At 68.9% G+C, this 21,302-nt stretch carries 19 protein-coding genes and 1 pseudogene; 16 read left to right on the top strand and 4 right to left on the bottom strand.

Annotated elements, in window-relative coordinates:
* Positions 1-52: 52 nt before the first annotated feature.
* Positions 53-874 carry an acyl-CoA thioesterase gene (locus ABI214_RS03335; protein WP_348606128.1) on the top strand — a complete coding sequence of 274 codons (822 nt, stop codon included), beginning with the start codon at positions 53-55 and terminating at the stop codon, positions 872-874.
* Positions 875-889: 15 nt separating this feature from the next.
* On the opposite strand, the pseudogene ABI214_RS03330 reads toward ABI214_RS03335, so the two are convergent.
* Positions 890-2,677 (bottom strand): annotated as a pseudogene (locus tag ABI214_RS03330) (APC family permease); the annotation flags it as partial.
* A gap of 173 nt (positions 2,678-2,850) precedes the next feature.
* On the opposite strand from ABI214_RS03330, the gene pdxT reads away from it, so the two are divergent.
* Entirely contained in the window at positions 2,851-3,456 is a 606-nt protein-coding gene (pdxT, locus tag ABI214_RS03325) for a pyridoxal 5'-phosphate synthase glutaminase subunit PdxT (RefSeq protein ID WP_348606124.1), read from the top strand.
* A 26-nt stretch (positions 3,457-3,482) separates the two neighbouring features.
* On the opposite strand, the gene ABI214_RS03320 is transcribed toward pdxT, so the two are convergent.
* On the bottom strand, positions 3,483-4,463 hold the full coding sequence (locus tag ABI214_RS03320) for an alpha/beta hydrolase (protein ID WP_348606119.1): 981 nt from the start codon (positions 4,461-4,463) through the stop codon (positions 3,483-3,485).
* A gap of 292 nt (positions 4,464-4,755) precedes the next feature.
* On the opposite strand from ABI214_RS03320, the gene ABI214_RS03315 reads away from it, so the two are divergent.
* The 11 genes from ABI214_RS03315 to ABI214_RS03265 all read left to right on the top strand — a co-directional run bounded on the left by ABI214_RS03315 (position 4,756) and on the right by ABI214_RS03265 (position 16,737).
* Positions 4,756-5,508: a YebC/PmpR family DNA-binding transcriptional regulator gene (locus ABI214_RS03315; protein WP_348606117.1), complete on the top strand. Its 753-nt coding sequence runs from the start codon at positions 4,756-4,758 to the stop codon at positions 5,506-5,508.
* Positions 5,509-5,623: 115 nt separating this feature from the next.
* Complete coding sequence (locus tag ABI214_RS03310) at positions 5,624-5,983, top strand: DUF1214 domain-containing protein (protein WP_348606114.1); 360 nt, start codon at positions 5,624-5,626, stop codon at positions 5,981-5,983.
* 128 nt (positions 5,984-6,111) lie between these two features.
* Complete coding sequence (ruvC, locus tag ABI214_RS03305) at positions 6,112-6,687, top strand: crossover junction endodeoxyribonuclease RuvC (protein ID WP_348606111.1); 576 nt, start codon at positions 6,112-6,114, stop codon at positions 6,685-6,687.
* On the top strand, positions 6,684-7,286 hold the full coding sequence (ruvA, locus tag ABI214_RS03300; RefSeq protein WP_348606108.1) for a Holliday junction branch migration protein RuvA: 603 nt from the start codon (positions 6,684-6,686) through the stop codon (positions 7,284-7,286). The genes ruvC and ruvA overlap by 4 nt, the downstream gene beginning before the upstream one ends.
* Positions 7,283-8,407 carry a Holliday junction branch migration DNA helicase RuvB gene (ruvB, locus tag ABI214_RS03295; RefSeq protein WP_348606104.1) on the top strand — a complete coding sequence of 375 codons (1,125 nt, stop codon included), beginning with the start codon at positions 7,283-7,285 and terminating at the stop codon, positions 8,405-8,407. Before ruvA ends, ruvB begins: the two co-directional genes overlap by 4 nt.
* 206 nt (positions 8,408-8,613) lie before the next feature.
* The gene (yajC, locus tag ABI214_RS03290; RefSeq protein WP_348606100.1) at positions 8,614-8,943 is read left to right on the top strand and encodes a preprotein translocase subunit YajC; all 330 of its coding nucleotides are present in this window, start codon (positions 8,614-8,616) and stop codon (positions 8,941-8,943) included.
* 141 nt (positions 8,944-9,084) lie between these two features.
* Positions 9,085-10,803, top strand: coding sequence for a protein translocase subunit SecD (gene secD / locus ABI214_RS03285; protein WP_348606098.1), 1,719 nt, complete (start codon positions 9,085-9,087; stop codon positions 10,801-10,803).
* A 2-nt stretch (positions 10,804-10,805) separates the two neighbouring features.
* A complete protein-coding gene (gene secF, locus ABI214_RS03280) occupies positions 10,806-11,993 on the top strand; it encodes a protein translocase subunit SecF (protein ID WP_348606096.1) in 1,188 nt (395 codons plus the stop codon).
* Position 11,994: 1 nt separating this feature from the next.
* Entirely contained in the window at positions 11,995-13,743 is a 1,749-nt protein-coding gene (locus ABI214_RS03275; protein WP_348606095.1) for an ABC transporter substrate-binding protein, read from the top strand.
* A gap of 8 nt (positions 13,744-13,751) precedes the next feature.
* A complete protein-coding gene (locus ABI214_RS03270) occupies positions 13,752-14,318 on the top strand; it encodes an adenine phosphoribosyltransferase (RefSeq protein WP_348606094.1) in 567 nt (188 codons plus the stop codon).
* An 82-nt stretch (positions 14,319-14,400) separates the two neighbouring features.
* The gene (locus ABI214_RS03265; RefSeq protein ID WP_348606093.1) at positions 14,401-16,737 is read left to right on the top strand and encodes a RelA/SpoT family protein; all 2,337 of its coding nucleotides are present in this window, start codon (positions 14,401-14,403) and stop codon (positions 16,735-16,737) included.
* 77 nt (positions 16,738-16,814) lie between these two features.
* On the opposite strand, the gene ABI214_RS03260 is transcribed toward ABI214_RS03265, so the two are convergent.
* Both ABI214_RS03260 and ABI214_RS03255 read right to left on the bottom strand, forming a co-directional pair.
* Positions 16,815-17,600 (bottom strand): peptidylprolyl isomerase, encoded by a 786-nt coding sequence (locus ABI214_RS03260; protein WP_348606091.1) that lies wholly within the window; start codon positions 17,598-17,600, stop codon positions 16,815-16,817.
* Positions 17,600-18,463, bottom strand: coding sequence for a peptidylprolyl isomerase (locus tag ABI214_RS03255; RefSeq protein WP_348606089.1), 864 nt, complete (start codon positions 18,461-18,463; stop codon positions 17,600-17,602). Before ABI214_RS03255 ends, ABI214_RS03260 begins: the two co-directional genes overlap by 1 nt.
* A gap of 192 nt (positions 18,464-18,655) precedes the next feature.
* On the opposite strand from ABI214_RS03255, the gene ABI214_RS03250 reads away from it, so the two are divergent.
* From ABI214_RS03250 to ABI214_RS03240, 3 genes are read left to right on the top strand one after another with little or no spacing between them, the layout of a single operon-like run.
* Entirely contained in the window at positions 18,656-19,336 is a 681-nt protein-coding gene (locus ABI214_RS03250) for an MBL fold metallo-hydrolase (protein ID WP_348606087.1), read from the top strand.
* Positions 19,337-19,351: 15 nt separating this feature from the next.
* Positions 19,352-20,632 carry a histidine--tRNA ligase gene (gene hisS / locus ABI214_RS03245; protein WP_348606085.1) on the top strand — a complete coding sequence of 427 codons (1,281 nt, stop codon included), beginning with the start codon at positions 19,352-19,354 and terminating at the stop codon, positions 20,630-20,632.
* 46 nt (positions 20,633-20,678) lie between these two features.
* Positions 20,679-21,260, top strand: coding sequence for a hypothetical protein (locus ABI214_RS03240; protein WP_348611229.1), 582 nt, complete (start codon positions 20,679-20,681; stop codon positions 21,258-21,260).
* Positions 21,261-21,302 lie beyond the last annotated feature (42 nt).

Raw genomic sequence — 21,302 nt, 5'->3', positions numbered from 1 at the left:
TCGTCTTTCTGCGTTGCTAGCCTGAGCGGGCGTCCCTGGAAGGAGACCCCACATGGCGAAGATCGAACAGATCTTGGAACTCGAGCGGCTCGAGAAGGACATCTTCCGGGGGATCGCCAGCGAGACGCTGCTCCCGCGCACCTTCGGCGGGCAGGTCGCAGGTCAGGCGCTGGTCTCCGCGGTGCGCACCGTCGACGAGCACTTCCACGTCCATTCGCTCCACGGCTACTTCCTGCGTCCCGGCAATCCCGTCATGCCGATCGTGTACCTCGTCGACCGGATTCGCGATGGCCGGTCGTTCACCACGCGCCGGGTGACGGCCGTGCAGGACGGGCAGGCGATCTTCACGATGTCGGCGTCGTTCCACGTCCTCGACGAGGGGATCGAGCACGAGGACGTGATGCCGCCGGTGCCCGACCCGGAGGAGTTGCCCGACGCATCGACGCTCCGGTCCGAGGAAATGTCGTGGGAGTTCCGCGAGTGGGCCGACTGGGATCTGCGGTACGTGCCGGCCGACCGGATCGAGCGTAGGCCCGGTGTTCCTGTCCAGCAGCAGGTCTGGTTCCGGTCCCGTGAGGCGCTGCCGGACGATCCGGTGTTCCACATCTGCACGCTCGCCTACATGAGCGACATGACGCTGCTGGCGTCGGCCAGCACGATCCACCCGGACACGCCGATCCAGAGCGCCTCACTCGACCACGCGCTGTGGTTCATGCGGCCGTTCCGCGCGGACGACTGGCTGCTGTACGACCAGACCTCGCCGTCGGCCGGGTTCGGTCGCGCGCTCACCCAGGGCCGGATCTTCGACCGCAGCGGCAATCTGGTTGCGGCCGTTGTCCAGGAGGGCCTGACCCGACTGCTGCGCGCCGACTGATCGCGGTGCCAACTGCACGCGGCACACGACGGTGTCGGGGCGCCCACGCAGGGCCCGCCGCAGTTCCGCGGCGCGGGGACCGGGGATGAGGTTCTGCCAGCGGGACGTGGGCGCGATCTCTCCGACGACGGCGATCACGCGTCGCTGCGGGTAGGTGCGGCGGAGCCACTGCGCGATCGGGCGCCCGACCGATCCGTGCTCGTGGTCGAGCAGGACCAGGCGGACGTCGGGATGCCAGGCCTCCCACGCCTTGGTGAACGCGCGCACGGATCGGCCGGGTTCGGCGACGTGCACGGCGACGACGTCGCGTCCGAGTGCTGTTGCCATCGAGAGGGTTTCGCGGCTCGCTTCGGATACCTCGGCAACCGGAACGAGCACGAGTGGATCGAGGGGATCGGGTTCCTCGCCCCCGTCCAACGGTCGCCGCAGCGGCGCACTGCACCGGTAGGTGCGGTGCACCCATTCCATCGCGAACACGAGCGTGGGCAGGGCCAGCGCGATCAGCCACGCGCCTTCGGCGAACTTCATCGTCGCGGTGACCACCGCGGCGATCGCGGTGAGCGTGGCGCCGCACCCGTTGAGCGTGGCGCGCCATCTCCAACCGGGGGAGCGTACCGAACGCCAGTGCCGGACGAGGCCGGCCTGCGCGAGCGTGAAGCCCACGAACACGCCGATCGCGAACAGCGGAACCAGGGCGTTCATGCTGCCGCCGGAACCCACGAGCAGCATCCCGGCGGCTCCGGCCAGGCACAGCACGCCGAATCGGTACACCTCGCGGCCCGATCGTGCGGCGAACCGGTGCGGCAGGCAATCGTCGTCGGCGAGCAGTCGCAGCAGCGTCGGCAGACCGCCGAACGACGTGTTCGCGGCGAGCGCGAGTAGCACCACGGTCGCACCCTGGACCAGGTAGTAGCCGACGCCCCCGCCGAGGGCCGCCTCGGTGACCTGTGACAGCACGGTGGTGCCCTCGATCGGATGAACGTCGAACTTCTCGATCAGGACGGCGAGTCCCAGGAGCATGGTGCCGAGCAGCGCCCCGAGTGCGATCTCGGTCCGCTGCGCCGTCCGGACTCGTGGGCGGCGGAAGCTGGGCACGGCGCTCGCGACGGCCTCCACCCCGGTCAGGGCGGCGCACCCGCTCGAGAAGGCCTTGAGCAGCAGCAGCGCGCCAACTGTCGTGACGTTGGTGGCGATCGCCTCACCCTGCGCGACGGTGGCGGGTTCGGGCCGCAGCAGTCCCACGACGATCACGGTGAGGATGCCGATCACGAACACCGCCGTCGGGAGCATGAACGTGCGTGCGCTGTAGGCGATTCCGAGCAGATTGAGAGCGGTGACGGCGGCGAGGACGAGCAGGCACAGCCACGGCGTCCAGGGGAGGAGGGCCGGGACCGCCGACGTGAGCGCGGCGACGCCCGCCGCGATCGAAACCGCGACGTTGAGGACGTAGTCGAGGACGAGCGACGCGGCGGCGGTCAACCCTGCGCGGCGGCCGAGGTGTGTCTTGGCGACCGCGTACGCGCCTCCGCCGTCGGGGAACGCGGCGATCACCTGGCGGTACGACGCCACCAGGACCGCGAGCAGGAACGCGATGGAAAGGGTCACGGGCACCGTCATGCCCAGTCCGGCCCCACCGGCGGCGGCGAGGACCAGCACCACCGCCTCGGGGCCGTAGGCGACCGAGGCGAGGGCGTCGAGCGACAGGCCGGCGAGTCCGGTGGCGACGGTGAGCGTGTTCCGGTCGGTGCGATTGTTCCGTCGTCGGGCCGTTGCACCGCCCGCGAGGACACGTGTGTCGATCACACTGCCGATTGTGGGAGCCGTGGTCGGGGCCGCTGCGTCTGTTGACGCGGGTTTGACGCTGCCGGTGGGGTTCCTGACGTCGTCCGGTCGGCCCGGCCGCTCGATCGACCGGGGACCGGCGACTGATAGCGTTTCGGGGGTCAATAGCGTCGAATAGTGCAGGACTTTCACTCGTGACAAATCAACCGACGATCGGCGTGCTCGCGTTGCAGGGCGACGTTCGCGAACACCTCGCGGCACTCGAATCCTGTGGGGCCCGCGCTATCGGTGTCCGGAGGCTCTCGGAACTCGAATCCGTGGACGGACTGGTCATTCCGGGCGGCGAGTCGACGACGATGAGCCGTCTGCTGACCGTCTTCGAACTGCTCGAGCCGCTGCGTGCCCGGCTGAAGTCCGGTATGCCTGCCTACGGTTCCTGCGCGGGCATGATCCTGCTCGCGAGCGAGATCCTCGACACGCGGCCCGACGCCGAGCATCTCAACGGGCTCGACATCACGGTGCGGCGCAACGCTTTCGGCCGTCAGGTCGATTCGTTCGAGGCGGATCTCGACTTTGCCGGCATCGTCGGCGATCCGGTGCGCGCGGTGTTCATTCGTGCGCCGTGGGTCGAGCGTGTCGGACCGGGCGTCGAGGTGCTCGCTCGAGTGCCCGAGGGGCCCGCCGCCGACCACGTCGTGGCCGTGCGGCAGGGCTCGGTCCTGGCCACGTCGTTCCACCCGGAGGTCACCGGCGACCGCCGGGTCCACGGACTGTTCGTGGACATGGTGCGGGGGAACTGACCCCCGCACCCGTCACCGTCCGACGATCACCAGGCGTTCATGGCGTCGAGGATCTGCGGGCGTGACTTCCACAGCTCCTCGGACCAATACGCCCACGAGTGGGTTCCGGAGCTCGTGAAGTCGAACGTCGCCGGGATCCCGAGCGAGTTCAGCCGCAGCTGGAACGCGCGCGTGTTCGCCAGTGCGAGGGCCTCGAGGCCCATGGCGTTCGAGGTGTTGAACGACCCGACGGAGCCGACCGGCCGGTCGAACTCGCCGATCAGGCCGTTGCCCGACGAGATGTACAGGGACAGTCCACGAAGCTGCGGGGCGAACACGAACGGATCGTTGCGGAGCCACGCCGGGCTCCACGGCGGACCCCACATCGAGTCGACGTTGTAACCGCCCGAATCGAGCATCGCGATCCGGATGCCTTCGCGCATACCCGGCGCCGAGATGTTCAGGTAGCCGGAGAACGAACCGGCGTACTTGAACTGGTCGCGGTGGTACGCGGCGAGGGTCAGTGCGGCCGACCCGCCCATGGACAGTCCGGTTATCGCGTTGTTGGACGGGGAGACGCCGCGGGTCGCGAGGTAGGCGGGAAGTTCCTTCGTCAGGAACGTCTCCCACTTGTAGGTGATCTTCTGGCCGTTGAAATTGCTGGGCGCGTACCAGTCCGAATAGAAGCTGGACTGTCCGCCGACCGGCATCACGAGGGTGATGTTGTCGTCCCGGAACTGGTCGAGAGCATTCGTCTCGAACGACCACGCGTTGCGATCGTCACGTGCGCGGAGGCCGTCGAGCAGGTACAGCGCGGCGTTGCCGCCGCGCGCCGCCCACTGGATCTGGACCTTGATCGGACCCATCGTCGAGTTGACGAAGACTTCCTCGTAACCGCCGGACGGCGCTGCCGACGCGGTCGAGGTCCCGGCGACCACAGCGAGCGCGGGAAGCACGAGTACCGCTGCCGTCATGCCGATCAGACGTTGCTTGAGCCGTCTCGTGAAACCCGGTCTGTGAATGCGCATTCGTTCGCCCTTCCCCCAACGGTCGGCATCTGATCGTCCGCGCCCCCGCGCGAGACACCCGCCCCGTCGTTCTCGATGTCCATGTCCTGGATGTCACTGGAAGGGTCTATGGGAATGGACCGAGTGTCCTGGGAACGGGGCAACTTCAACCGGATCGTGACCTTTCGGGGGAGGCGGTGTATCCGGGGTGCCGAGGTATGCAGGTAGCATCGAACCTCCGACAAGTGTGCAGTCGATTGCCGTGGGATTTGTCGTATCTGCCACGGCACACTGCAGGAAGGGGCTCCCACGAATGAGCGGCCACTCCAAATGGGCCACCACCAAGCACAAGAAGGCCGTGATCGACGCCAAGCGCGGCAAGATGTTCGCGAAGCTGATCAAGAACATCGAGGTGGCAGCTCGTACGGGTGGCGGCGATCCGGCGGGTAACCCCACCCTCTTCGACGCCATCCAGAAGGCCAAGAAGAGCTCGGTCCCCAACGACAACATCGAGCGCGCCCGCAAGCGCGGCGGCGGCGAGGAAGCCGGCGGCGCCGACTGGCAGACCATCATGTACGAGGGCTACGGCCCCAACGGTGTCGCGGTGCTCATCGAGTGCCTCACCGACAACCGCAACCGTGCTGCCGGTGAGGTCCGCACCGCGATGACCCGCAACGGCGGCAACATGGCCGACCCGGGTTCGGTCTCGTACCTCTTCACCCGCAAGGGCGTCGTCGTGCTCGAGAAGAACGGGCGCACCGAGGACGACCTGCTGGAGATCGTGCTCGAGGCCGGTGCCGAGGAGATCAACGACCTCGGCGATTCCTTCGAGATCGTGTGCGAGGCGGGTGACCTGATCCCTGTCCGCACCGCGCTCGTCGACGCCGGTGTCGACTACGAGTCGGCCGACCCCGACTTCCGGGCCTCCGTCGAGGTGCCAGTCGACGCCGAGGGCGCCCGCAAGGTGTTCAAGCTCGTCGACGCGCTCGAGGACTGCGACGACGTGCAGAACGTCTACACCAACGTCGACGTGTCGGACGAGGTGCTCGCCGAACTCGACGCATAGTCGCAGAGCGAAAGTTCCTCCCGCTCGTGATCCGGCTGCCTCGGCGACCGGATCACGAGCGGGAGTTTCTGCATTGTGGGCGTTGCTGACCCGGACATGATCGACTGCGCAAGCAGTGGAGCCACCCTCGAAGTGTTGTTCCACTGGGTGGAGTCCTCTGGACGGGAAGAACCGCTACACGCTCACCTTCGACATCAACAACCTGCCGCCGACGACGGAGTTCTGGGAACTGCCGGTCTACGACTCGGCCGGGTACTTCATCGACAACCCGATCAACCGGTACAGCACGACCAGCGAGTTGTCGAAGGCCGGCCAGCACTCCGTCGTCGACGGCAAGCTCACCTTCTACCTCCAGCCCGATCGGCCGGCGGACGCCGAGCAGGCGCGCAATTGGCTGCCCACGTCGCGCGACGGCGGGTTCCAGCTGGCCGCCCGGTTCTACGGGCCGACCACCGGCCTGATCGACGGCTCCTAACCGATGCCCGGGATCGTTCGCGTCCAGTAGATCGGGTTCGTGTGCCGACCGCGTGTTGGTGCACGACCGCGCGCCCGCCTGCCGCTATGCTCGAACAGCTGTTCGGATGTGGTGCGAGAGGTGGGCGCGTGCGTGTTCTGGGTGTCGACCCCGGTCTGACGCGGTGCGGCTTCGGTGTCGTCGACGCCGGACGCGGACGCGAGGTGAAGCCGGTGGCGGTCGACGTCGTGCGCACCCCGCCGGACATGGAACTGGCGACCCGCCTCCTGGGGATCTCGGACGCGGCCGACGAGTGGCTCGACCGCTACCGGCCCACCGTCGTCGCGGTCGAGCGGGTGTTCTCGCAGCACAACGTGCGCACCGCGATGGGCACCGCACAGGCTGGTGGGGTCGTGGCGTTGGCCGCGGCCAAGCGCGGCATTCCTGTGTGCTTCCACACGCCGAGCCAGGTGAAGGCCGCGGTCACCGGCAGCGGCACCGCCGACAAGAAGCAGGTCACCGCGATGGTGACCCGGATCCTCGGACTCGACACCCCACCCAAGCCCGCCGATGCGGCCGACGCGCTCGCCCTCGCGATCTGCCATTGTTGGCGCGCGCCGATGCTCGATCGGATGGCTGCCGCCGAGGCCGCGGCGGCGGAACAGAAGCGGCGGTATGAGATGCGGCTCAAGGAGATTGCGGCCGGGAAGGCAGGGAAACGGTGATCGCTTCGGTGCGGGGTGAGGTCCTCGAGATCGGGCTGGACCACGTGGTGATCGAGGCCGCCGGCGTCGGGTACCGACTCAACGCGACCCCGGCGACGCTGGCGACGCTCCGCCGCGGCGACGAGTCGCGACTGCTGACGGCGATGATCGTCCGTGAGGACTCGATGACGCTGTACGGATTCGCCGACGCCGAATCCCGCGACCTGTTCGGGCTCCTGCAGACCGTGTCCGGTGTCGGCCCGCGCCTGGCGATGGCAATCCTTGCGGTCCTCGAGCCGGAGGCGCTGCGCAAGGCGCTCGCGGAGGGCAACGTCACCGCCCTGACCCGGGTGCCGGGGATCGGCAAGCGCGGCGCGGAACGCCTGGTCGTCGAACTGCGCGACAAGGTGGAGGCCGTCCCGGCCACCGGTGACGGGCCCGGCGTCGTGCCGGGAGCCTCGGGCGCCGTCCGGGACCAGGTGGTCGAGGCGCTGACCGGGCTCGGCTTCCGGCTCGATCAGGCGGAGAAGGCCACCGACACCGTTCTCGCCGCCGAGCCCGATGCCGCGACGTCGAAGGTCCTGCGGTCGGCGCTCGCGCTGTTGGGTAAGACGCGGTGAGCGACGCGGCCGGCCCCGACGGCCTCGACCTTGCCGACGACGAGTCCGCGGTGACCGCCGACTTCGTCCCGTCGGACGGCGAGATCGAGGCGAGTCTGCGGCCCAAGAGCCTCGACGACTTCATCGGTCAGCCGCGTGTGCTCGAGCAGCTCCAGTTGGTGCTCGCGGGTGCGAAGATGCGCGGCGGCACCCCCGATCACATCCTGCTGTCCGGGCCACCGGGACTCGGCAAGACGAGCATGGCGATGATCATCGCGACGGAACTGGGGACGTCGCTGCGGCTCACGTCCGGTCCGGCACTCGAGCGGGCCGGCGATCTCGCGGCGATGCTCAGCAACCTCGTCGAGGGCGACGTGCTGTTCATCGACGAGATCCACCGGATGGCCCGACCGGCCGAGGAGATGCTGTACCTCGCGATGGAGGACTTCCGCGTCGACGTCGTCGTCGGCAAGGGCCCGGGGGCGACGTCGATTCCGCTCGACATCGCGCCGTTCACCCTGGTGGGCGCCACGACACGGTCGGGCTCCCTCACCGGTCCGTTGCGCGACCGGTTCGGGTTCACCGCCCACATGGATTTCTACGAACCGCACGAACTGCAGCGAATCCTGCTGCGCTCGGCCGGCATCCTCGGCGTCGACCTCGGCGAGGAGGCGAGCGTGGAGATCGCCGGCCGGTCGCGGGGCACGCCGCGTATCGCGAATCGACTGCTGCGGCGCGTCCGGGACTTCGCCGAGGTCCGCGCGGACGGTGTCGTCACCCGCGACGTCGCGAAGGCGGCCCTCGCGGTCTACGACGTCGACCCGTTGGGGCTGGACCGTCTGGATCGGGCGGTGCTCAGTGCCCTGGTGCGCAGTTTCGGTGGCGGACCGGTCGGTGTGTCGACGCTCGCGGTCGCAGTGGGGGAGGAACCGAGCACCGTCGAGGAGGTGTGCGAGCCTTTCCTCGTCCGTGCCGGCATGATCGCGCGGACGCCACGCGGCCGGGTCGCGACCGCGGCGGCGTGGACGCAGCTGGGACTGACTCCGCCGCCCGATGCCGCGATCGGCGGGATCGAGGTTCGTGCCCGCGAACCGCAACTGGACCTCTTCGACGAGGGGACGTCGGCGGCCGGCGAGGCCTGACGCCGACCACGAACCGATCGGATGTTCGCGTCGATTACTCGCCGAGCCGAGCGCCGTGTTCGATATGAGCAGAATGCGATCAGTGACGAATTCCCGTTCGATCGACCTGGTGATGGCACACTGGGAGGGGCGCGGCACCGACCTGGCTCCGTGCGCGTAGCTCTGTGCAACACCCCTATGTGACGAAACCGAGGACTGACTTCCCGATGGAATTGCTCTTTCCGCTTCTCATCCTTGCTCTGCTGGTGCCGATGTTCCTCGGCATCCGGCGCCAGAAGAAGGAGATGCAGAAGACGTCCGATCTCCAGGACGCCCTGCAGATCGGTGACCGCGTGATGACGACGGCCGGCCTGCATGCGACCGTCGCCGGCCTCGACGACGGAACCATCGATCTCGAGATCGCGCCCGGCGTCGTCACGACGTGGTCCCGCATGGTCGTCCGTGAGCGAATTGTCGAGGACGACGCGACCGACGACGTGGTCGATCACACCGACGAGACTCCGGACGAAACCCAGCGGCGTCTGAACGGCGAGTAGTGCGGTAGCCGCCCTCGTCGGCAGGTTCGAACACCTGCCGACGAGGGCGTGCGCGCGCCTCGCTCGTCCGAGCGGCAGTGACGATCTGCCACTCATCGCGTCACTCACCTGAACCGCACGTATCGAGGAGACAGACAGACCGTGGCACCTTCGACAGGATCGGTGCATCCAGTGCGCTCGCTCACCGCTTTCGCGGTGATCGTGGCGGTTCTGTATGCGTTGGTCTTCTTCACCGGAGACAAGTCCGCGACCCCCGAACTGGGGATCGACCTGCAAGGTGGGACACGCGTCACCCTCACCGCGCGCACGCCGGACGGCAGCACGCCCAGCCAGGACAGCCTGCGCCAGGCCCAGCAGATCATCGAGACCCGCGTCAACGGGCTCGGTGTGTCGGGCTCGGAGGTCGTCATCGACGGTGACAATCTTGTGATCACGGTTCCCGGCGACGACAGCTCCCAGGCTCGTTCGCTCGGCCAGACGGCACGCCTGTACATCAGGCCGGTCATCGGTTCGCAGGCGGCGGCCGCGCCGGGAACGCAGCCCGCGCCCGTCGAGGCCCCCGCGACGCAGAACCCGGCGCCGGCGGCACCCGAGCTGACACCGGCACCGCAGGAGCGCCCGTTCCCGGCGCAGAACCCCCCGGGAACCACGGAGCCCGCTCCCGCCCCGACTGCGCCTGGCGCGCCCGCTACTCCTTCTTCGGAGGCGCCCACGCCCGGCTCGCCGGAGGCCGCGGCCGCCGAGATCGCGAAGGCCAAGGAGACCCGGCAGAGCCAGGACCCCGCCGTCCAGCAGCAGGCGATGGCGACGCTCGACTGCTCGGCTCCGGATCCGCTGCAGGGCAACGACGACCCGAACCTGCCGCTCGTCGCCTGCTCGACCGACGGCACCGCCGTCTACGTGCTCGCGCCGAGCATCATCGACGGCCAGGAGATCGCCGACGCGTCGTCCGGCTTCAACGCCCAGCAGTCGCGCTACGAGGTGAGCCTGAGCTTCAAGTCCGACGGCAGCTCGACGTGGGCGCAGTTCACGTCGTCGAACATCGGCAAGCAGGCGGCCTTCACCCTCGACTCGAAGGTCGTGAGCGCCCCCGTTGTCCAGGGAGCCACCCCGGTCGGCAGCTCCACGTCGATCACCGGCCAGTTCAATCAGAGTCAGGCCAAGGAGCTGGCGAACACGCTCAAGTACGGTTCGCTGCCGCTGTCGTTCTCGGCGTCGGAGGCCGAGACCGTCTCGGCGACCCTGGGCCTCGCGTCGCTCCAGGCCGGCCTCATCGCCGGTGCCGTCGGCCTCGTGCTGGTGCTGATCTACTGCCTGATCTACTACCGCATGCTCGGACTGCTCACCGCGCTGTCGCTGATCCTGTCCGGTGTGATGGTGTACGCCGTCCTGGTGCTCCTGGGCCGCTACATCGGCTTCACGCTCGACCTCGCCGGCATCGCCGGTCTGATCATCGGCATCGGCATGACCGCCGACTCGTTCGTCGTGTTCTTCGAACGCATCAAGGACGAGATGCGTGAGGGCCGCAGCTTCCGCTCGGCGGTGCCGCGCGGCTGGGCCCGTGCCCGCCGCACGATCCTGTCCGGCAACGCGGTCAGCTTCATCGCCGCCGCCGTGCTGTACGTGCTGGCGATCGGTCAGGTCCGTGGCTTCGCGTTCACCCTGGGTCTGACCACGATCCTCGACGTGGTCGTGGTGTTCCTGGTGACGTGGCCGCTGGTGTACCTGGCGTCCAAGTCCCGCTTCTGGTCGAAGCCGAGCGTCAACGGTCTCGGCGCCGTCCAGCAGGTCGCGCGGGAGCGCAAGATGGCGGCGGCTGCGGCCCCGGCATCGCAGGCAACGTCCGACATGGAGGCATGAGCATGACCGAGTCGAACACCTCCGCGACCAAGCAGGACGCGGCCCTGAGCGACGCCGGCGTCGACCAGGCCCTGCTGCCGCACCACAGTTGGCTGCAGCGGCTGTACACCGGCACCGGCGGCTTCGAGGTCGTCGGTCGCCGCAAGTTCTACTACTGGCTGACCGGCACGATCGTCGCGCTGTCGCTGCTGAGCATGGTTTTCCGCGGGTTCACGCTCGGCATCGAGTTCGAGGGCGGCACCCGCATCCAGTTCCCGACGCCGGAGGGCGTGACCACCCAGCAGGTCGAGGCGGCGTACTCGGACGCGCTCGGCATGGAACCGGTGTCGGTCCAGACCGTCGGCTCCGGCTCCAGCTCGTCGGTCGAGATTCGTTCCGAGGCGCTCGACACCGCCCAGGTCGCCACGCTGCAGAACGCGCTGTACGACCAGTTCCACCCCGAGGACAGCAACGGCAATCCGTCGAAGAACGCGATCAGTGTCGCCGACGTCAGTGAGACGTGGGGCGGGCAGATCACCAAGAAGGCGCTCATCGCGCTGGTGGTCTTCCTGGTCATCGTCAGCATCTACATCGCGATCCGGTTCGAACGCGACATGGCGATCGCGGCGATCATCTCACTGTTCTTCGACATGATCGTGACGGCCGGTGTCTACTCGATGGTCGGCTTCGAGGTGACACCGGCGACGGTGATCGGCCTGCTGACCATCCTCGGCTTCTCGCTGTACGACACCGTCGTCGTGTACGACAAGGTCGAGGAGAACACCCGCGGCGTTCTGCACCTGAACCGGCGCACGTACGCCGAGCAGGCGAACCTGGCGGTGAACCAGACCCTCATGCGGTCGATCAACACGACCGTCATCTCGATCCTGCCGGTGCTGGGTCTGATCGTGGTCGCGGTCTGGCTGCTCGGCGTCGGCACCCTCAAGGACCTCGCGCTGGTCCAGCTCGTCGGCATCATCGTCGGCGCCTACTCGTCGATCTTCTACGCGACGCCACTGCTGGTGTCGATCAAGGAGCGGTGGGGGCCGGTGGCCGCGCACACCAAGAAGGTGCACGCCAAGCGTGCGGCGGCCGCGTCTGGCGGCAAGCCGGTGGCCGAGCGCCCGGAGCCGCGTGTGCGCTCCACTGTGGGCACGGCACCGCGACCGGGGGCACAGCCGACGGGGAAGCGCAACAAGAAGAGGCACTGACATGCCGGGTACCAACACCCCCCGCGGATCTCGTCGTCGGGTGGTCAGGGTCATCGGTGCCCTGACCGCCGCGGTGGCGGTCGGGGCGACCGCCACCGCGTGCGGAGAGCCTGCGGACCAGGTCCCGTCCCTCGGGTACGCGATCGACAACGTCATCACGACGTACAACGGCAACACCGTGGAGGGATCCGCGACCGGTGCGGTCGCGGCCTTCGGCCGAGTGCTCACCGGGACGAACTACATCGGGCCGTCCGGCGGCCCGGTGGCGGACACCGACTTCGCGACCGCCAGTGTCCTGCCGGGCGACGCGCTCGCCGTGCAGTACCGGATCAACCCGGCCGCGGTGTATTCGGACGGCGTGCCGATCGCGTGCGACGACCTCGTGCTCGCGTGGGCGGCCGGCAGCGGGCGGTTCACCCGCTCGGCGGAGGAGGGGCACGCCCCGATGTTCGACGCCGCGACACGCGCGGGCTACGCGGACATCGATCGGGTCGACTGCGTCCCGGGCTCGAAGGAAGCGACGGTGGTGTTCAAGCCCGGTCGGTCCTTCCTCGACTGGCGGTCGCTGTTCGGGGCGACGGAGCTGATGCCCGCGCACGTGGCCGCGCAGGCGGCGGGGGTGCCGGACCTGGTCGGTGCGATCCGGTCGGGTGATACCGACGCGGTGCGCCGCATCGCGGAGTTCTGGAACACCGGGTGGCGGCTCGTCCCGGGCGAGCTGGACGTGACCAAGTTGCCGTCGTCGGGGCCGTACAAGATCGATTCGTACACCGAGGACGGCGGCCTGGTGCTCGTCGAGAACGAGCGCTGGTGGGGCACCAAGCCCGCGACGTCCCGAATCGTGGTGTGGCCCAAGGGGTCGGACGTGCAGTCGCACATCGGCGACGGTGACGTCGAGGTCGTCGACATCGGCTCGGGGTCGATTCCGGGGCTGGACCTCGGCAGCGGCTTCGAGGTGGTGACCGAACCCTCGCGCAGCGTCGAGCAGTTGGTGCTCGCGAACCACGGCGTGTTCGGCTCCGCCGACGCGCGGCGTGCGTTCGCGTTGTGCCTGCCCAGGCAGCAGCTCTTCGACAAGTTCGGTCATCCGGGCGTCGACGGGGCCGGGGCGCCTGGTTCGGGTGTCGTCGACTCCCGTGTCACCGCTCCGGACACGCTGTTCTACCGGTCCGCGGTCGCGGCCGAGGGCGGCCTGTACACCGATCCCGACATCCCGGGAGCGAAGGCGGCGCGGGAGGCGGCCGGGCAGTCGCACCTGACCGTGCGGATCGGATACCTCGGCCCCGACGAGCGGCGCGCGCAGACGGTCGAGCAGATCGCGGCGTCGTGTGCGGGTGCGGGGATCACCGTCGAGGATGCCGGTTCGCCGGACTTCTACCCGAGCGCCCTCGGGGCGGGTCAGGTCGACGCGGTCCTCGCGGGGACGGCGTCGGCGGCCGGCGCGGCCGGCACGAGCGTGCCGACCGACGCCGCGTTCGCGCTGCGGTCCGGCAACGGCGACAACTTCGGAGGGTTCGCGAATCGGCGGTTCGATCAGGTCGTCGACCAGCTCGCGGTCGACGGGTCGCTCTCCGCGCGCATGTCGCTGTCGGGTGAGGCCGAGGCGATCCTGTGGAACGAGATGCCGACGATTCCGCTGTTCGATCAGCCCCGGACCACCGCGCATTCGAACGGAATGCACGCGGTGGTACCGAATCCGACGAGGTCCGGTGCGGGCTGGAACATGGACAGGTGGATACTTCTGAGGTGATTTCTGCGATGGATGCCCCCGAAGACGTGACCCCCGATCTCGCCGATGCGCTGGACCGGGCCGGGTCGGCGGTGTCGCGGCTCACCCGGTGGTGCGACGACTTCCCGACGCCGGGCGTTCGGTTCGCGGACCTCACGCCGGTGTTCGCGGACGGCTCGGGATATCGCGCGGTGATCGAGGGGCTGGCGGCGGCCGGCGCCGGTGCCGACCTCGTCGCCGGTGTGGACGCCCGCGGCTTCCTGCTCGGCGGCGGCGTCGCGATGGAGCTGGGGTGCGGTGTCCTCGCGGTGCGCAAGGCGGGCAAGCTCCCTCCGCCGGTGCATTCGGAGAGCTACTCGCTCGAGTACGGCGCAGCGACGCTGGAGATCCCGTGCGACGCGCCCGACCTGACGGGTCGCCGGGTGTTCGTGATCGACGACGTCCTCGCGACCGGCGGAACCCTGCTTGCCGCGGCCGAACTGCTGTCCCGCGCCGGTGCGGAGGTCGTCGGCGTGGCCGTCGTCCTCGAGATCGAGGCGTTGGGTGGTCGGGAGCGGTTCGAGCGGTACCCGCTGACGTCGCTCGTCAGGGTCTGAGGACTACAGTTGTGCCTGGTGGTGTAGCAGCGCCGCCGGGTCCCGAGGGGCCGCCCGCAGCGCGGTGGCAGGAGGTGACGGCATGACCCAGCATCTTGATCGGTCCCAGAACACAGGTGCGAAGGACACAGGTGCGACGCCCCCTGCCGACAAGACCGCGCCGGTGCCGACGTCCGCGTCGCGCCGGGTACGGGCGAGGCTGGCGCGCCGCATCACCGGTCAGCGGAACGCGCCGATCCGGCCGGTGCTCGAGCCGCTGGTCACGGTGCATCGGGAGCTGTACCCGAAGGCGGACTTCTCGCTGCTGCAGCGCGCCTACGACGTCGCCGAGCGCCGGCATGCGACGCAGTTCCGCAAGTCCGGCGATCCGTACATCACCCACCCGCTCGCGGTGGCGAACATCCTCGCCGAGTTGGGGATGGACACCACGACTCTGGTGGCCGCGCTGCTACACGACACCGTCGAGGACACGGGCTACTCGCTCGAGGAGCTGACCGCCGAGTTCGGCGAGGAGGTGGCGCATCTCGTCGACGGCGTCACCAAGCTGGACAAGGTGGTGCTGGGATCGGCCGCCGAGGGCGAGACGATCCGCAAGATGATCATCGCGATGGCCCGCGACCCGCGTGTGCTGGTCATCAAGGTCGCCGATCGTCTGCACAACATGCGGACGATGCGGTTCCTGCCGCCCGAGAAGCAGGCCCGCAAGGCGCGCGAGACGCTGGAAGTGATTGCGCCGCTTGCGCATCGGCTCGGCATGGCGACGGTCAAGTGGGAGCTCGAGGACCTCGCGTTCGCGATCCTGCACCCCAAGAAGTACGAGGAGATCGTGCGGCTGGTGGCCGACCGGGCGCCGTCGCGCGACACGTACCTGGCGAAGGTGCGCGCGGAGATCAACGCGACGCTCTCGGCCTCGCGGATCAACGCGACCGTCGAGGGTCGCCCCAAGCACTACTGGTCGATCTACCAGAAGATGATCGTCAAGGGCCGCGACTTCGACGACATCCACGACCTGGTGGGTGTGCGGATCCTGTGCGACGAGATCCGTGACTGCTACGCAGCGGTCGGCGTCGTGCACTCGCTGTGGCAGCCGATGGCCGGCCGGTTCAAGGACTACATCGCGCAGCCGCGATACGGCGTCTACCAGTCGCTGCACACCACGGTGATCGGCCCCGAGGGCAAGCCGCTCGAGGTGCAGATTCGCACCCGCGACATGCACCGCACCGCGGAGTTCGGCATCGCCGCGCATTGGCGGTACAAGGAGACCAAGGGGCGGCACTCCAGCGACGTGGCCGAGGTCGACGACATGGCGTGGATGCGCCAGCTGCTCGACTGGCAGCGTGAGGCCGCGGACCCGGGGGAGTTCCTCGAGTCGCTGCGCTACGACCTGGCGGTCAAGGAGATCTTCGTCTTCACGCCGAAGGGCGACGTGATCACGCTGCCGTCGGGGTCGACGCCGGTCGACTTCGCGTATGCGGTCCACACCGAGGTGGGGCACCGTTGTATCGGTGCGCGGGTCAACGGCCGTCTGGTGGCCTTGGAGCGCACGCTCGAGAACGGTGAGGTCGTGGAGGTCTTCACCTCCAAGGCGGCCAATGCCGGGCCGAGCCGGGACTGGCAGTCGTTCGTGGTGTCGCCGCGGGCCAAGGCGAAGATCCGGCAGTGGTTCGCCAAGGAGCGGCGCGAGGAGGCTCTCGAGGCCGGCAAGGACGCCATCGCGAAGGAGGTTCGCCGCGGCGGACTTCCGTTGCAGCGCTTGATGAATGCCGAGTCGATGGCGGCGATCGCGCACGAGTTGCGGTACACCGACGTCTCCGCGCTGTACACGGCGGTGGGCGAGCACAACGTGTCCGCCCAGCACGTGGTGCAGCGGCTCGTCGCGCATCTCGGTGGCGTGGGTGCCGTCGAGGAGGAGCTGGCCGAGCGGTCGACGCCGTCGACCATTCCGACGAACCGGCCCCGGACCGGCGACGTCGGTGTCCTGGTGCCCGGTGCGCCGGGGACGGTCGCCAAGCTCGCGAAGTGCTGCACCCCGGTTCCGGGTGACGAGATCATGGGTTTCGTGACGCGGGGCGGCGCCGTGAGCGTGCACCGGACGGACTGCACCAACGCGAGTTCGCTTCGCGAGCAGTCGGAACGGATCATCGACGTGCAGTGGGCGCCGTCGCCGTCGTCGGTGTTCCTGGTGGCCATCCAGATCGAGGCGCTCGACCGGCACCGTCTGCTGTCGGACGTGACCAAGGCGCTCGCCGACGAGAAGGTGAACATCCTGTCGGCGTCGGTCACGACGTCGGGCGACCGGGTGGCGGTCAGCAAGTTCACCTTCGAGATGGGCGACCCCAAGCATCTGGGTCATGTGCTCAACGTGGTGCGCAACGTGGAGGGCGTCTACGACGTCTACCGCGTCACGTCAGCGGCGTAGCGCCCCCGAATCAGCTGAAGGGTCCCTTCACGCGCTGTCAGCGCGTGAAGGGACCCTTCAGCTTTCGGTCTGTGGTGTCAGCCGACCTTGGCGGCCTCGATGGTCACCGGATTGGTCGGTGCGCCGTCGCCGGGGGCGGTGGAGCCCTCGACGCCGGCGGAGGCGATCTTCTCGAGGGTGGTGAGGCCTTCCTCGGAGATCGTGCCGAAGACGGTGTAGTTCGGCGCGAGGACGGAGTCGGCGAAGACGAGGAAGAACTGGCCGCCGTTGGTGTCGGCGCCGGCGTTCGCCATCGCGACGGTGCCGCGGGGGTACACCACCGGCTTGCGCAGCGCCGGGTCGGACGGCGCGTAGGCGTTCGTGGGGTACTCGTTCGCGTACTGGTAGCCCGGTCCGCCGGTGCCCCTGCCGGAGGGATCGCCGCACTGCAGCATCTCGAGCCCCGGGGAGGTGGAGATGCGGTGGCACGGGGTGTTGTCGAAATAGCCCTGCTGCGCGAGGCTGACGAAGCTGTTGACGGTGCAGGGCGCCTTGGTGCGGTCGAGCGTGAGCCCGATGGGGCCGTCGTTCGTGGTCATCGCGACGGGGACGGTGCCCTCGGTGGACACGCCGGTCCCGTTGGGGGCCTGGACCGGCTTGGCGGCCTGGCCCGCGGCGGGGTAGCTGCAGTCGACGGTCGGTGCGGCCGGGGCGGCGACGGCGGGCAGGGCGCCGTACTTGGACATGTCGACCGTCGGTGCCGCGGGGGTGGTCCACGTGCCCGACGAGGTCGTCGACTCGGAGGATCCGCCGCTGTCGTTGGAGCAGCCGGTCAGGAGGAGGGCGGCGCCGAGCCCGGCGGCCGCGAGTGCTGTGCGCTTCATCAGTCCAACCTCACGCTCGTGATGTCGACGGGCAGGTTCGGCTTGCCGCCGCCCGCGGACATCGATCCGTCGTCGCCGGCGGCGGCGACCTTCTCGATGGTCTGGAGTCCGGTGTCGTCGATCTTGCCGAACACCGTGTACTGCGGCGGCAGCGTCGAGTCGCCGTAGACGAGGAAGAACTGGCTGCCGTTGGTGTCGGGGCCGGCGTTGGCCATCGCGACGGTGCCACGGGGGTACGTCACCGGCATCTGGGCGTTGGGGTCGCCTGCCGCGTACTGGTCGGTGGGGAACTCGTTGGCGAACTGGTATCCGGGTCCACCGGCCCCGGTTCCCGACGGATCGCCGCACTGGAGCACCTGCAGTCCCTGTCCGGTGACGAGGCGGTGGCAGGTGGTGTTGTCGAAGTAGCCCTGCTGAGCGAGGCTGACGAAGCTGTTGACCGTGCAGGGGGAGTCGGCGTTGTCGAGGGTGAGCCCGATGGGGCCCTGTGTGGTCTCGATGCTGGCGCTGACGGTCTTGACGGTGGTGTCGATGCCCTCGGCGCGGGGCGGCGTGTTGGGCTTGGCCGCGTCGCCGGTGGGGGTGTAGCTGCAGTTGACGAGATTCGGCAGTGCCTCGGCGCGGCCGGCGGGCAGCGCGCCTGCGGTCGGTGTCTCGGAGGCGGCGGTGTTCTCGGTCGAGTTGTTGTCGTCCTTGCCCGACAGCGTCACGACGACCGCCCCTACCGCGACGACGACGATCGCGCCGACGACCGACCCGGCGATCGTCATCTGCTTGCGCTTGCGGTCGCGCGCGGCGCGTCGTTCGAGCTGGCGTTCCAGCTTCCGTTTCGCCGCCTCCCGGCGCTGCTGATTACTCGGCACTACAGTCGTCCTCCCGTACGTCGTGTTCGGTATTTTCCGCACTCTACGCAGCCGGTCGCGCGGACCTGCCTCCGTCCGTCGGCGGCACAGAGTCTGCCACCGAATCCTGAGAGGATCCTGGAGGAGCGAACGCCTAGGCTGTATTCGATTCGTCTTCGGTCGTGATCGACCCGAACTCTAGGAGCTGACACCGTGCTCGTCACCGGATTCCCGGCCGGGATGTTCCAGACCAACTGCTACATCCTCGCGCAGGACGACGCGAAGGAGTGTGTCGTCGTCGATCCCGGGCAGGACGCGACCGAGCCGCTGGTGCAGTTCCTCACGCAGTCGGACCTCGAGCCCCGGGCGGTGTTGCTCACTCACGGCCACCTCGACCACACGTGGTCGGTGGCGCCGGTCTGCGAGCGGTACGGGATCCCGGCGTACATCCATCCCGACGACCGGTACATGCTGACCGATCCGGGGCGCGGGATCGGACCCTCGATGAACCAGTTCATCGCCGGTGTCGAGTTCCGTGAGCCCGCCGAGGTGATCGAACTCGCCGACAGCGACGAGTTCACCGTCGCGGGCATCGACTTCGTCGTCGACCACACCCCGGGCCACACGCAGGGTTCGGTGGTCCTGCGGACCACGATCAGCACCGACGACGGCCCGCTCCAGGTGGCGCTGACCGGCGACACGCTGTTCCAGGGGTCGATCGGCCGCAGCGACTTGCCCGGCGGAGATCACGAGCAGCTGCTCCAGTCGATCGCCCGCAAGTTGCTCGTGCTCGACGACACCACCGCGATCCTGCCCGGCCACGGCGGTGCGAGCTCGATCGGCCAGGAACGGGCCGCCAATCCGTTTCTCGTTGGACTGACCGCCTCCCAGTAAGGAAAAGTAAGCACAGTGAGTAAGTCAGGCGCCAGCACCTTTTCGGCCCCCAAGGGCATTCCCGACTACGTCCCGCCGCAGTCCGCGGAGTTCGTCGCCGTCCGCGACGGGCTGACCCGCGCGGCCCGGCTGGCGGGCTACGGGCACATCGAGTTGCCGATCTTCGAGGACACCGGCCTTTTCGCGCGCGGTGTCGGCGAGTCGACCGACGTCGTCTCGAAGGAGATGTACACGTTCGCCGACCGCGGTGACCGTTCGGTGACCCTGCGTCCCGAGGGCACCGCCGGCGTGATGCGCGCGGTGATCGAGCACGGCCTCGACCGCGGGCAGCTGCCGGTGAAGCTCAGCTACGCCGGCCCGTTCTTCCGCTACGAGCGTCCCCAGGCAGGCCGCTACCGGCAGCTGCAGCAGGTGGGTGTCGAGGCGATCGGTGTGGACGATCCGGCGCTCGACGCCGAGGTCATCGCGATCGCCGACGCCGGCTTCCGCGATCTCGGGCTTGACGGGTTCCGACTCGAGATCACCTCGCTCGGCGACGACACGTGCCGCCCGCAGTACCGGGAGCGCTTGCAGGAGTTCCTGTTCGCGTTGCCGCTGGACGAGGAGACGCGACGCCGCGCCGAGATCAATCCGTTGCGCGTCCTCGACGACAAGCGCAAGGATGTACGGGAGATGACGGCCGACGCGCCGCTCATGCTCGACCACCTCTCCGAGAGCGCCAAGGCGCACTTCGACCAGGTGCTCGCGCACCTCGATGCGCTCGGCGTCCCGTATGTGATCAACCCGCGGATGGTGCGGGGGCTCGACTACTACACCAAGACGACGTTCGAGTTCGTCCACGACGGGCTGGGCGCCCAGTCCGGTATCGGTGGCGGCGGACGCTACGACGGCCTGATGGCCCAGCTGGGCGGTCAGCCGCTGTCCGGCATCGGTTTCGGTCTGGGTGTGGACCGGACGGTCCTGGCGCTCGCGGCGGAGGGCAAGTCGGCGTCCACGCCGGCGCGCTGCGAGGTGTTCGGCGTGCCGCTCGGCGATGCCGCGAAGGCCCGGATGGTGAAGATCGCGCACGATCTGCGGACGGCGGGCATCCGCGTCGACATGGTCTACGGCGACCGCGGCATCAAGGGCTCGATGAAGGCCGCCGACCGGTCGGGTGCGCGGTTCGCGCTGGTGCTGGGCGACCAGGACCTGGAGGCGGGCACGATCGGCATCAAGAACCTGAGCACCGGCGACCAGATCTCGGTTTCACTGGAAGAGGTTGTCGCGCAGACAGGTTCACTTCTTGCCGGCGCCTGAGGGCAACGGTCGGGAGGAGCACTCCCTCGACCTGATCCCGGCGTCGATGCTGGCGCCCCGCATGCGGCGCGTCGCGCTGGTCTCGATCCTCATCGGCGTCGTCGTCGGCGGGATCGTCGCGATCTTCGCGAACCCGCTGATCGCGCTGGCCGTCGGCGCGGTGATCGGGCTGCCCACCGCGGTGTCGGCGCTGTTGGCAACGCGGCGGCGAATCTGGTTGGAGGGCAACACGCTTCACTCCTCCAACGGTGTGCGTCGGCGTCGGGTGGACGTCGCGCAGGCGGCGACGGTCGAGTTCGTGGTGCGGTCGGCGCGGATCAGCCAGGTCGCGATCCGCGTCGGCGACGCCCGCGCCGCCCAGTCCGTGCCACTCGCGCTCTACGCCGCCGGCGGGGGACGCGAACTCGACGTGCTGGGACTGCGCAGGCTCGCGGACGCGCTGTCGGCGAGCGAGCTGGTGCCCGCCGTGGCGGCCGCGTCCGTCCTGATCGAGCAGTTGCGAGCGGAGGCACGCGGTGCCGGGCTCGAAGAGCGCCCGTTGTACCGGGCGGTCGAGTTGATCCGCGACGCCGGCCGGGTCCCGCAGACGACGCTCACCGATCAGGAAGTGGCATCGCTTTCGAGCTGACTCGGACCGACCGGGCGGTAACTCCCCGGTTGCGGGTTTGTC

The organism is Prescottella soli (assembly GCF_040024445.1).
GTDB lineage: Bacteria > Actinomycetota > Actinomycetes > Mycobacteriales > Mycobacteriaceae > Prescottella > Prescottella soli.
This window is presented reverse-complemented; position numbering and strand designations above follow the sequence as displayed.